9 protein-coding genes are annotated in these 12,712 nt (G+C 58.1%); 4 read left to right on the top strand and 5 right to left on the bottom strand.

Annotation, left to right across the window (positions count from 1 at the left end; all coding sequences use genetic code 11):
- Positions 1-340: 340 nt before the first annotated feature.
- Complete coding sequence (locus RCCGE510_RS05895; RefSeq protein ID WP_081525676.1) at positions 341-553, bottom strand: 4-oxalocrotonate tautomerase; 213 nt, start codon at positions 551-553, stop codon at positions 341-343.
- 98 nt (positions 554-651) lie between these two features.
- Between RCCGE510_RS05895 and RCCGE510_RS05890 the strand changes: the two genes are divergently transcribed.
- Both RCCGE510_RS05890 and RCCGE510_RS32875 read left to right on the top strand, forming a co-directional pair.
- Complete coding sequence (locus RCCGE510_RS05890) at positions 652-1,536, top strand: LysR substrate-binding domain-containing protein (RefSeq protein ID WP_007628090.1); 885 nt, start codon at positions 652-654, stop codon at positions 1,534-1,536.
- A gap of 183 nt (positions 1,537-1,719) precedes the next feature.
- The gene (locus RCCGE510_RS32875; RefSeq protein ID WP_007628089.1) at positions 1,720-2,928 is read left to right on the top strand and encodes an HNH endonuclease; all 1,209 of its coding nucleotides are present in this window, start codon (positions 1,720-1,722) and stop codon (positions 2,926-2,928) included.
- 900 nt (positions 2,929-3,828) lie between these two features.
- On the opposite strand, the gene RCCGE510_RS05880 is transcribed toward RCCGE510_RS32875, so the two are convergent.
- The 4 genes from RCCGE510_RS05880 to RCCGE510_RS05865 form a co-directional block, all read right to left on the bottom strand.
- On the bottom strand, positions 3,829-4,608 hold the full coding sequence (locus RCCGE510_RS05880) for a DUF2290 domain-containing protein (RefSeq protein WP_007628087.1): 780 nt from the start codon (positions 4,606-4,608) through the stop codon (positions 3,829-3,831).
- 4 nt (positions 4,609-4,612) lie between these two features.
- Entirely contained in the window at positions 4,613-6,772 is a 2,160-nt protein-coding gene (locus tag RCCGE510_RS05875) for an ATP-binding domain-containing protein (protein ID WP_007628085.1), read from the bottom strand.
- A 286-nt stretch (positions 6,773-7,058) separates the two neighbouring features.
- A complete protein-coding gene (locus RCCGE510_RS05870; RefSeq protein WP_037077904.1) occupies positions 7,059-7,829 on the bottom strand; it encodes a glucose 1-dehydrogenase in 771 nt (256 codons plus the stop codon).
- A 465-nt stretch (positions 7,830-8,294) separates the two neighbouring features.
- Positions 8,295-9,188, bottom strand: coding sequence for a LysR family transcriptional regulator (locus tag RCCGE510_RS05865; RefSeq protein ID WP_007628081.1), 894 nt, complete (start codon positions 9,186-9,188; stop codon positions 8,295-8,297).
- A 157-nt stretch (positions 9,189-9,345) separates the two neighbouring features.
- On the opposite strand from RCCGE510_RS05865, the gene RCCGE510_RS05860 reads away from it, so the two are divergent.
- Together RCCGE510_RS05860 and RCCGE510_RS05855 are read left to right on the top strand one after the other, a co-directional pair.
- On the top strand, positions 9,346-9,999 hold the full coding sequence (locus tag RCCGE510_RS05860; protein WP_007628078.1) for a hydrolase: 654 nt from the start codon (positions 9,346-9,348) through the stop codon (positions 9,997-9,999).
- 550 nt (positions 10,000-10,549) lie between these two features.
- Complete coding sequence (locus RCCGE510_RS05855) at positions 10,550-12,481, top strand: adenylate/guanylate cyclase domain-containing protein (RefSeq protein ID WP_007628077.1); 1,932 nt, start codon at positions 10,550-10,552, stop codon at positions 12,479-12,481.
- Positions 12,482-12,712 lie beyond the last annotated feature (231 nt).

The following is a 12,712-nucleotide window of genomic DNA, read 5'->3' as shown; positions in this document are numbered from 1 at the left end:
ATGAGTAGAATCAACACCGTGCACCATGTCCACTAAATTTAAACCGGACAGCAGTGGCCTTGTGCCGAGGATCCACGCCGCATCCGCCAGCAGTCGTGGCGTGGGTCCTCGGCTCAAGGCCGAGGACGACGGAGAGTGGGGTTGGCTTCTCGCCCAAACTCGGCCCGATTTACCCAGACGCATCAAAGACTGGGCAACTCTTCTCCCCAGCGGGGTCCGAAGGACGGGTTGAGACCCGTGGTTCAACCCCAGGCGGTGGCCCGCAGGGTCGGATGAGGGGGCCACACGGCACGACTTTCACTATCGCCCTTCGCTCCTTCCATCGCCTGCGGGGCGTCTCTCAAGCCTCGGATTTCAGCTTACCACCGACCGCCCAGGAATCCTTGGCGATCTCCGTTATCAGAATTTCCACCGATTCCGGCGGGCACGCCAGCGTTTCGACGGCGGCCTTGGTCGCTTCGCGGGCGAAGGCGCGTTTCTGATCGTCGGTGCGGCCGGGATGCATCTGCAGGTGAAGAATGGGCATGTTTTCTCCTTGGGTATGTTGGCAAATCCGTCGCCTTTGGCGCGGGCATGACCACCATGTTGCAAATGCTAAGGTTGATAAATAGGCTGCAGGTATCGTCATTCGAAACCAACAGGTAGGCAATCATGGACAAGCTGGCCGGCATGGCGATGTTCGTCCGGGTCATCGACAACGGCAGTTTCGCGGCCGCCGCGGAGATCGCGCAAGCGTCGCCTGCCATGGTCGCCAAGCACATCAAGACCATCGAGACCCGGCTCGGGGCGAAACTGATCCATCGCACCACACGCCGCCATCAGCTGACAGAGGTCGGCCAGCTCTATTACGAGCGCTGCAAACGGGCGCTTTCCGAAGTGGCGCTGGCCGAAGCTTCGGCGCGCGAGCTGCAATCGGCGCCGCGCGGCCGGCTTCGGCTGGTCGCGCCGGTCAGCTTCGGGACGCAGGTCCTGGTGCCGGCGCTGATCGATTACCAGAACGCCTATCCCGACGTCAGCGTCGAGCTATCGCTCGACAACAATGTCCATGATCTCGTCGGCGAGGGCTTCGAGCTCGGCATCCATATCGGTCCGTTATCCGACGACAGCCTGGTCGCCCGCCCGCTCACGCCCTACCGGCGGATACTCGCTGCCTCGCCGGATTATCTCGCCCGCCATGGCCGGCCGGCCTCGCCTGAGGCTCTGACCAACCATCTCTGCCTCGGCCACTCCTATTGGCGCATGCAGGATCGCTGGCACCTGGTCGGACCGAGAGACGAAATGCGTGATGTGTTGATTTCCGGAAAATTCTCCACCAACCAGGGGGCAGCACTTCGCATGGCCGCGCTCAGCGGCGCAGGAATCGTGCTTCAGCCGGAACTGCTGCTCGCCGCCGATATCGCCGAAGGCCGGCTTGAACAGGTGCTGCCGGAATGGTCCTACAAGCCTGTTCCGATGTCCCTCGTCTATGCGCCGAACCGCAGGCCGACAGCGATGTTGCGAACGGTGATCGATTTCCTGGTGGAGCGGTTTGGCTAGTGACGCTCGGTCGAGGCCGACGGCAGTTGCAGTGCGGAGGCCTATAAGCTCGCGCTCGCAACTAACCGATGGTTCGCTTCGTCGGATGGGTTCAAGCCTGGAAGACGGATTTGAGTTTGAATTTCGGAACATTTTCCGAAATCCTGCGAGTCTCGCCCCGAAGAGAAGAAAGCAGGACGCCGCATGTCCGAAGTCATGAAAGCCCTCAGAGACAGCACCGATCCATTGGAAAACGATCTCGCCCGGGTCTACGATCATTGGCAGGAGGTCAAGCGAGGCCAAGGTCAGCGGGCGGGCCTCGGATATGAACCCCGAGACATCAACGCATTGGGGGCGATTTCGGTGATTTCGCGCCGGGTTCTAAACACTTCTGCCGGCTTTGAAGAAGTCGACCCAAATCGGAGCTACGAAGCCTTGGTGCTCAAATACCCCGGGCGGTTTTCCGGTGATGTGATCGCCGCAGCGCAGGAACGATTGAAACTCGGTGCAAGCAAGGTGAATCAGTTCCGGCGGCAGGACATTCAGTTCTTCATCAAGTCCAGCGCAATCGAGCTATTCGGTGAAAACGGCGTTCGGCCGTCAACCGAAAGTTGGGTCGGCCGCGAAGCCCACATTCCTGAGCTTCACAAAGAGAACCGCTATGCCGACGAAATTCTAGTCAACGGTTTTCTGGGTCTCGTATGGCTGCACGAGCAGGAAAAGGACGGCGAGCGCGGGCGAGGTTTAACTGCCGTGATCGAGTTTGGCCCCTTGCAGTCAGGGCGAAACGCGCGGATTCTTGATGCTGTATTCTTTGATCGCCCTGTGGGGAAAGAACTCCTGGAGGCCCACAAGGATGACGGGAGTTTCATTTCCAGGATCGACGCGAGCCGCCATAGCCGCATTTGGCCGATTTTGGATAGCGACGTAGACTCGCTTCTGTCGGCGGTCAGGGAAAAAGCCCACAAGATCGCGGAATACGAAAACCTGAGCCCCGACCCGCATGAAGCCCTGAACCTAGAGAAGATCGAAGACACCACGGCCCTGCGCCAAGTGGTCTTGCGGCGATACCAGACTGCATTCCGGCAGGCGCTCTTGAATAAGCGCTCCAACTGCTGCGCGATAACCGGCACGAGCGAATTGTCGGTCCTCGAGGCCGCACACATCATTCCATATTCAGAGAGGTTTGCCGACCGCGACAAGCTGGAAAATGGCCTTTTGCTTAGAAGTGACATTCACAAGCTATTTGACGCACACCTCATTTCTATAAACCCCAAAACCAAGGAAGTTGAGGTTTCTGACCGCGTTGAATCGTCGGACTATTTGAGCCTTCGCGGCAAAGCCGTTGCGGATGAAGTTTCCCCAAAGAGCCTAGATTTTCACTTCGAAACCTTTCAGAAGCAGCGGCCATAACCTTCGAGCATTAAAGTGGCGAATATCCCGCCGCTTCCGGGTCCGGCAGCGCGAATTGCAAAGATGGGGCGCAAGCCGATCCTTTCCCGTTGAATTTTTTCAGTACCATTAGCTCAAACCATGACTCCAACTACGTGGCAAGGCTAACGTTGTTGAACTAGTAAAGCCCGCTCGTGCATAGCGGCTACACCGAATCATCGCGCTCGGTGCATACGAGCACGCGAAGCCCACAACCCTCACGAAGAATAGTGAAACTCTGGCAGCCGCAGACTAAAATGAAGCTGGTGGTCTACCCAGACAGCGCAAGAAGTGATAATAACCCATTACTATTTCTGCAGGGTGGGATCGAAAATGGGGAAGTTAATAAAGTCGGTGAAGCCTCTGCGTGCACTCGTCCCAGCGAGTGCAGGCGACCTGCAGGCCGACGTCATGGCGGCGATACAATCGCTTTCCGACAATCGAAGAGTTGCAGAATTTTCAGTCTCGGTAAACAAAAGAACCGGTGTCGGTAGAATTAGAGCAGTTGGTCGCGACGGTCAGAACGTCATTCATCAATTTGTAGGTCCCGGCATGACGGAGACGTCAACGTTCCTGCCGACCGGAAACACCGCGGCCGAACGTAGGCAGGCTCGCGACGCGAACATCATCGCTCTTTATCTTAAGGGCCTTAGCCAGGATGAAAGTGCGGAACGACTGAATTGCTCACAGGCTCTTGTGTCAAAGGTACTTCGACGCGAGGGTTACCGCTGATCGAGAGGCATCGGAAAGCGTTCCACCGTGAACGTCTCGAGCCAGTGCTGCCGGGACGCGGCTTCTGCCCGGTTTCGACGACCGTAAACACTTGGCCTTATAGACCGTGCCGACGGGAATCTATTCGCTGATGAACGGCCGGTGGCGGCATTATCGTGGTAGTTTATCTCGACGGCCTGCTCGTTTATTGCCGTCTCTTGCACGTTTGCCTGTCTCCTTTACGCCAGGGCGCGGAGGGTCAAAAGAGAAATGCACTTCCATCGCGTGAGCCTCGGTAATGGATCGCGGCCGGTATGATACCGGAAACTTCAGCATGTCTGCCACGACATCAAACTGCTCCGAGTAGAAGTTGATGAAGACGAAGCGTGCAAAGTGATCCCAGCACATTGCAGATGACACCGGTATCCTGGAGGCTGATTTTCCAAGGTGGACATGATGCAAAGCATGCTTCTCGCTGACATTCTGAGGGTCATGTTCGAAGCGAAACGGTGACCTAAGGCACAGCCGAGCAATTAATTCATTCTGCGGCAGTTCTACGATGAAGTCCTCTAGCGGATAGATTTCATCGTCCAGCCTGATCTCATCCAAGCTAAATTTGATCGCACACGGGATGTAGCAAAACCGACTAGCGATCACGTCGTCGCCGCGGAAATCAAGTGATACTTGGATAAGGCCCCCATCATTAAGTAAAACAGAATAGTCGCCAGCTCGGAGGCAGCGGAGGTACTCCGAGAGCTCCAGATCAGGTGTGCGAAGGTAGCCGTCTTCCCCCTCTTCGGTGATTGGCGGCATGTTCGGTACCCACGTCACCCGCGCAATTCCATCATCGAAACGTCGTATCACATGGGATTGCGATCCAAGAGCAAGGTTCCGCTCGAGGAGAGTCTCGCAAAAATTGGAGATATTTTTCTGGAATTCACGCGCCGACATGAATTCAGCCCTTCGGAACAATGTTCCTAAGCTCGTTTAGAAACTCTGGCGGAAGCGAATCTAGGGAAACCTCGCCGTTCTTAATTAATTCGATAATCTCGGAAAAATCTGAAACCTTTTGGTTCAATCTCTTTTGTTCTTCCTCAGACCTATCCCGATGAATACGCCGCAGCCGTTTGATCTGCTCATTCGTAGGATATGTGAAATCGAGGACATATTTTTCGTCCTTGATCCTTTGGTACTCCTGCGTCAACGCGTTGCTTCCAGCGCCGATTCCACATACTCTAACCCAAGCTCGCGAGCGCGTAATTGCGGTAAAAAGAGTGTTCCGTTTCTTCGCGAGCTGAAGTCCTGCGTAGCATTCGTGCGAATTCAGGACATAAACCATCGGCGCTTCGTTACCTTTGGCCCGAAAGATGTGGGTTACAGCAATACTGTGATCCACAAAAACCTCGTCGCGGCTCGATGAAATACCGACAAGATGCGAGAATATTTCTCTCTGTCGCAGTGCACGGCTGACATGTGCATATTCGGATTTTGATGTCCATGCACTTGGAACAATAACCAGGATATCTCTGTGAAGGAGTTCTCCTTCGGTCAGATTTTTCTGGATTTCCGCAGCAACCCACTCCGCTTGTGCAGTGACCGTATCGAAGGTGTGAAACTGTACTGCATCATCGGCAGAAATGAGTGCCTTCTGAGGATCACTATAATATGGAGGCGAGCACTCGGGTTTTCGTCTCAGTGCAACGGGTTGTCCAAGCCGCAGTTCGCCTTTCAGACTCTCATAACCGATGTCAGTCCAAAGATCTGGTTCATCAAAAATTTGAACAAGGGGCGTCGAACTCGGATCTGCCGTTTCCCGGTAGATACCAAAGCCGAGCCCATGCGCAACGGTCAACGCCCATGGGGTATTTCGATAGCAAATCGGCAGGACAATGTCCTGCGGAGGGCGATTTGGCTGATTGTTCAAGGTCACAAGCGGACGCCCTTGATCATCATCTCCGAACAGCTCCCTTGGAGAAGCCATGCTGTACTCGCCAAGATTTTGCAGTTCGTCATAAGCCCAAACGATTCGCTTGGGCTCTTTGCACAAGCTGTATGCGATTCTGAAAAACGAGACCGGAAGGTCCTGCGCTTCGTCGATCAAGATGGCGTCGTACACTTGTTTTCGGTTTGGAGACTGCCCTATTGTGGTCAGCAGCTCTTTACATATGCCGTCAAAGCTTTCATTGCCGTACCGCCGGTCAGCGTCCTTCCAGGAGATCGGCTCAACCTGGTATTGCTTGGCTGCTTCGCTGTAGAGGCCAGGGTCGTTCCGGCTACCCCAGCAATGAAAGATATGAATCTTCGACCAATCAGGCTCGTCCTTCTTGGTTTCGTACATGAATCTTCGGACAAGGTCGGTGAACTGCTGCTTCAGCGCACGGCTGTAGTAAGTAACGGCGATGTTCCAGTCTGGGTGCCGAGCATGGAGATAGGCAGCTTTAAGTGCCAACACTATGGTTTTTCCAGAACCCGCCAATCCGCGTATCCGCTGAGGCCCTTCCGGGTAGGCAATGGCAGATTTTTTTTGCCAGGCATCAAGATTTGCAATGCCCTTTTCGATCTCTTTCACGATCGCGCCTGCTGAATCCGGCCGTCCAACGTTATCGCGCTTCACCTTGGGCTTGATTGTTGTGACGCGCTGGATAGTGGCATTCAACGCTCGTTCCACATCATCCGACAACGGCGGCTGGTCCCCAATGATTCCCTTCAGGCTGTCGGGTGTTGCATGGAGTAAATCTGGAAGATCCACTCCTGGCTCTTCCGGGAAGAAGGTGAGCACGGCAGGCTTCAAGAGTAACTCCCTGCGCCGCACTAGATCCTTGTTTTCATAAAGCTTTGCGCTGATGTTCCGATAGATCTCATCCTGCCTGTCTTCGACAACAGATATCCAATGGTCCAAACTATCGCGATCGACCGGAGGAGCAGTCAGATCGAACAGGATCAAGCCATGCTCATGCGTAACGAGTAGTGCATCTGCGCTGACTTGGCCTTCAACCGAGTCGAACAGGGGGTATGAGAAATAAAGTGTGCCGTTTAGACCGGAATCTGACAACAGCTCTCGGAGCCTGGCTTCTGGTTGAGTCTGACCTGCTGAGCCATACACTATATCTAGCATCGCGATTACCTATGTCGATGAGAGCGGCGGCTCAAACACCATCCGAAATTCAAGCGCCGTCGGGAGCACCATCGTTCATAGCTCATTCAAGTGATGACGACCATTGACAATGGAGCAACTTTCCACGGGAGTCTGGCAGCGTGGGCACACCCATTGTTCTCCAAAATATGCTGATAGAGATCGCGGATAGCCATCGCCTTCGCCGATGATGGAAGGTGATCCTAATCCGGGGAAAATGTCGTTTTCGTCCGGATAGGATTTGCGCTGCCCTGCACCAGCCTCGGCCTCACGCGACGGACCATCCACCGTCCACCAGCAGATTGGCGCCGGTGATCAGGCTCGAAGCCGGCGATGCCAGGAAGACGACGGCGCCCACCACATCATCCGTTTCGCCGATCCGGCCGAGTGGAATGTGATCGAGCGTCGCTTTGCGGTTGTCGGCATCGGAGAGAAACGGTGTCGTACCATCCGTGTGGATGAAAGTCGGCGACACGGTGTTCACGGTGACATTATAGGCCGCCCATTCGGCGGCAAGGCAGCGCGTCAGGTGATTGATTGCCGCCTTGCTCATGCAATAGATGGCCTCGCCGCGCAGCGCCACGGTGCCGGCCTGCGAGCTGATGTTGATGATCCGGCCGCCATTGCGCTTGATCATGTGACGCCCGACTGCCTGGGTCATCAGAAAGGTGCCCTTGATGTTGACATCGAGGATCTCGTCAAGGTCCTTCTCCTCAACGAGTTCCGCGAGATTGCCGGGAGCCACGCCGACATTGTTGACGAGGACATCGATCCGGCCGAATGCAGCAAGCGCTGCATCGACGGCTTGGGCAATATGGGCCTTGTTGGGAAGATCCAGTTCAACAGCGAGGACTTTCCGTCCCAGCCCCTCGAGTTCGGCAACCAGTCCCGCCGACGCTGCGACATCGCGGACCCCCAAAACAATATCGGAACCTGCTGCGGCACAGGCAAGCGCGCAGGCTCGCCCGATGCCACGGCTCGCTCCCGTCACCAAAGTCACCTTGCCCTCAAGGCTGAAGTCCGGCGCATTCTTCTGCATCATCCTGCCTCCCTCGATGACAGCAATTTATGACAGGGTCGGCGGGCGGATGCCAGATATTCCACAAATCACGGGGGTCGACGAATGCAGCGCCGGGGTCCAAGGGAGCCTCATCCTGAGGCGCCCCGCAGGGGCCTAGAAGGACGAGGCGGGTGCTCTGGCGTTGATACATGCAAGAAGCAGCGTTGCGGCGCGCTTCGAGGCTTCGCCCTCTCGGGCTGCGCACCTCAGCATGAGGGACGTTGGAGGATGCCGCGCCCCAACAACAAGCGCTTGCGATGCCATATACAAATCACGGGGTCGGAGAATGTAGCGCCGGGGTTCAAGAGAGCCTCATCCTTGAGGTGCCCCGCAGGGGCCTCGAAGGACGAGGAGGGTATGCCGACATCGGGACAAAAGCGCCGGCGAACTTCGCCACCCCCCACATCGGATGAGACCGTGCCCGGCCTCCGTGCCGTTCGCGGGTCAGCGATCGACGCCCGCAGACTGCGGAGCCTGTTCGAAACACTCGATCAGCATTTCGGTGAGGACCCGTACCTTGCGTGCGGGATGCTGACCCGGCGGGCGGATGACGTAGATGCCGGCCGCAGGCGGAGGATAGCGTGTCATGACCGGAACCAGCGCGCCGGAGGCCACATATTGATGGGTGATGCCGTCGGGGATCCAGGCGATGCCCAGACCTGCCAATGCGGCAGCCGCAAGTGCGGTGGCGTTGTCCGCCTTGAAGCGCCCCCGCGGATGAACCGTGACGACCCTGTCGCCATCCATGAACTGCCAGGTTTCTGTTCCCTGCATGAGCGCCTGATGGGCGGCAAGGTCCTCCGGCCTCTCAGGTGAACCATTCGCTTTGATATAGTCCGGGCTCGCGACGAGCTTGCCATAAATCGGTCCGACGCGCTTTGCGATCAGGTTGGAGTCCGGAAGGAAACCAACCCGGATCGCACAATCGAAACCCTCTGCAATGAGATCGACGAAGCGATCGCTGTAGGAGGTGTCTATGTGAAGCTGGGGGTGGCGTCGCGCCATGTCGGCGAGCACGGGCGCGAAGTGGGTCGGGCCGAAGGAAAGCGGCAGTGCAACTCTCAGGCGGCCGCAAAGGTCACCGGCGGGCAGGATCGTCTCCCTGGCCGCGTCGATCTCGGCGCAGACCCTGGCCGCATAGTCGCGAAAGGTGATCCCGGCCTCGGTCAGCGCAGCACCGCGGGTGGTTCGGGCAAGAAGCTGGACGCCGAGATCCGCTTCAAGCCGGACGAGCCGCCGGCTGACGATTGACTTGGAGACGCCGAGCCGGCGCGCGGCTGATGTAACGCCACCCGCGTCCGCAACTTCCACGAAGGTCCTGAGCTCTTCAATATCCAATTCGGTGTTCCCTATTTTGCAACACAGCTTGGCACCAGAGAGCACTACCGTATCGCAAATGGGAATGACAGTGTCCGTTTCGGAGGCAGCGCCGCTGCCGGCGCGTGTCACCCGGCATGCCAACCCCCCACACACAACGGCAGCAGAGGATGTATTCATGACTTTTCGCAATGGCCTTGCTTCGCTTCTTCGTCCCGAGGATTCGGTCCTCGTTCTGATCGACCACCAGCCCTACCAGCTCGCGAATGTGAACAGCCACGAACCGCAGATGGTGATCAACAATACGACGGGGCTGGCGAAGGCCGCCAAGGCCTTCGGCGTTCCCACAATCCTGACCAGTGTGATCGCCGCGCGAGGCGGTCTGCTCTTCCCCCAGATCACCGATGTGTTCCCTGGTCAGGAAGTGATCGACCGGACGTTCATCAATACCTGGGAGGATCGCAAAGTGGTGGACGCCGTCAAGGCGACCGGCCGCAAGCAGCTGATCATCGCCGGTCTGTGGACCGAGGTATGTGTCGCGATGCCGACGATCCAAGCCCTCGGCGAAGGCTGGGATGTGACTGTCATCACCGACGCATCCGGCGCTGCATCGGTCGAAGCCCACGAGGTCGCCATCCAGCGCATGATCGCGGCTGGCGCAAACATGATGACTTGGATCGCACTGGCGTCCGAATGGCAGCGCGACTGGGCCCGGACCGACCAGGCCGCCGCCTTGACCGAGGTGATCACGCAGCATGCCGGCGGTAGCGGGATCGCATACCTGTGGGAACAGCAACTGCTCAACACGCCGGTACCGAGCGCCGCCGGCTGATCCGAGCGGGGATGACGACAATCCTGAACGAGGCGTTCCGAAAAGCGCGTCGTCTATCGGCCCGTCATCCCCTCCCGCGAGACGCGAAGATTCGATGTCTCGTTCGGGCCGTCGGTGATCATTGGTGTTGCTCACACGCAAGAGAGAGCTAACCTTTTCATGCACTCGGTCGCTTCGAGAGATCAAAGCCTATCCCTCGACATAGGCTGCCAGCTCTTCCGACCTCGTCGCGTCGGCCTGAACTCCATTACTCAAACGTCCCGAACAAGGAACGTCAAACAATTCCAGCAAAAATGCGTAGCGGTTTCACGTCCGGAATTGCGTGAAAACAAAGAGATAGAACATTTCCGCGATTGGGAGAAAAACGGAAATGCTCTAGAACAGGATGATTTTAGGCCCGCCCGGCCTAAAATCTGAATCCTGTTCTAAATTAAATAGTTAGAGCATGATGTCGTCCGAAAACCGCACACACTTTTCGGCATCATGCTCTAGGAAGCTCCGATGGGTGTAGACTGCCGACACGATTGCATGTTCATGCAAGGCAACGATGATGGGCACCACCCCCGCGCTCGACCGAAAGCTGCTCGCGATCCTCGCGGCGGATATGGTCGGTTACTCCAGGGCGATGGAGGCCGATGAGGCCGGCACCATCAAGCGGCTGAAGGCGATCCGCGCCGAGCTGATCAATCCCGCCATCTCCGAACGCCATGGCACCGTCATCAAGCTGATGGGCGACGGCGCGCTCGTCGCCTTCGACAGCGTGGTGGATGCGGTTGCCTGCGCCGCGGAGTTTCAAAATGCCGTGGCGGCACGCAACGCCGGCCTGCCGGGACCTGAGCGCATCATATTCCGCGTCGGGATCAATCTCGGCGATGTGGCCTTGGTGGATGGCGATGTCTATGGGGACGGGGTGAATGTCGCCGCGCGGCTGGAGCAGTTGGCCGAGCCGGGCGGCGTGGTGGTGTCGGGCACGGCCTATGATCATCTCCAGGGCAAACTCGACTGGCCGCTCGATTTCGCCGGCGAGCAGCAGGTCAAGAACATCAGCCGCCCGGTGCGGATGTATCGGCTGAGGCTTGACGGCAAACGGGCGCGTCGCCCGCTTCTCGCAATGATACCGCGCTGGGCCAGGATGGCTGCAGCGGCGATCGTCGCGCTGGCTCTGGCAGGCGGCGGGGTCTGGTGGTTCCTGCAGCCGGAAGCTTTGACCGGCAAGCCATCGGTGGCGGTGCTGCCCTTCGACAATTTTGGCGGCGACGAGGCAAGCGGGCGTCTGGCCGATGGCCTGACCGAGGACATCATCACCGACCTCGCGCGGTTTCCCGAATTCGAGGTGGTGGCGCGGAATTCGACGGAAGTTTTTAAAGGCAAGCCGGTGGATGCCCGCCAGGTCGCAAATGCGCTTCATGTCGGCTTCGTCCTGGAAGGCTCGATCCAGCGGCAGAGCGGCCGGGTGCGGATCACGGCGCAATTGATCGATGCAAAAACCGGCCACCATCTTTGGTCGGAAAATTGGGACCGGCCCGCCGAGGACGTCTTCGCCGTTCAGACCGAAATCGCAGAGCAGGTCGCCAACCGCCTCGGTGGCGGCGTGGGGCTGATTCAGGAGGCCGGGCGGGCCGCAGCCAAACGCAAACGGCCTGAAAACCTCAACGCCTATGATTACTATCTGCTCGGGTCCGAGAAGATCGAAAAGCTGACCAAAGCCGATGACGAGGAGGCCATCACCTTTCTCAACCGCGCCGTCGCGCTGGACCCGGGGCTGGCACGGGCCTGGGTGGAACTTTACCATGCTCACGATCTGATGGGCGTGTTCGGCGTCGATCCCGAGGGCAACCGCAAGGTGGCCGCCGATGTGGCCGAACGCGCGGTGCGGCTTGATCCGAGCGACGCCGAAGCCCATGCGGTGTTCGGCATGAGCCTTGCCAATAAGGGCGACATGGGCCGCGCCAAGTCCGAATTCGACACGGCCCTTCGCCTGGCCCCGGGTTCGTCGGAAATCCTGACCTTTTACAGCGGTTATGCCGCCCGCTTCGGTGAACCGGAACGCGGTGCTCAAATGGTCGACAAGGTCATGCGGCTCGACCCGAACTATCCGATGTGGGCATCCAACTTCTTCGCGCCTGCCTATTTCATGGCCGGGCGGAATGAGGACGCGGTGACGATGCTGGAGCGCATGACGCCGAACAACTATCAGAGGTGGACTTGGGTGGTCCGCAGCAGTTCGCTTGCGGCACTCGGTCGAACCGATGAGGCGAAAGCTTCAGCCATGGAAGCTCTCCAGCAACACCCCGAGGTGACCGTCGAAAGCATGATCAACGAACCCGGCCTCAGCCCAATCGAGCGCAGCCGATTCATCGAGACAATGCCGCTCGCCGGCTTCCCGGCATGCGCCCAGCCCGAGGTGCTGGCGATCCTCGCCAAACCGGTGCGGCTGCCGGAATGCGAGGCGGCGAAGGCGGAGCCTCTCGTGCAGCCATGAGGGATGTTGGAGGATGCCTCGCCCCAATAGCAGGCCCTTGATATGCCATATGCAAATCACAGGGGTCAAAGAATGTGGCGCCGCGGTTCAAGAGAGCCTCATCCTGAGGCGCCCCGCAGGGGCCTCGAAGGACGAGGCGGGTGCTCGGGCGTTGATCCATGCAAGAAGCAGCGTTGCGGCGTGCTTCGAGGCTTCGCCCTTTCGGGCTGCGCACCTCAGAGCCTGTGAATG

This window comes from Rhizobium sp. CCGE 510, assembly GCF_000292525.1.
GTDB lineage: Bacteria > Pseudomonadota > Alphaproteobacteria > Rhizobiales > Rhizobiaceae > Rhizobium.
The sequence above is the reverse complement of the archived record's forward strand: the minus strand, read 5'-3'. Positions and strand labels throughout refer to the sequence as shown.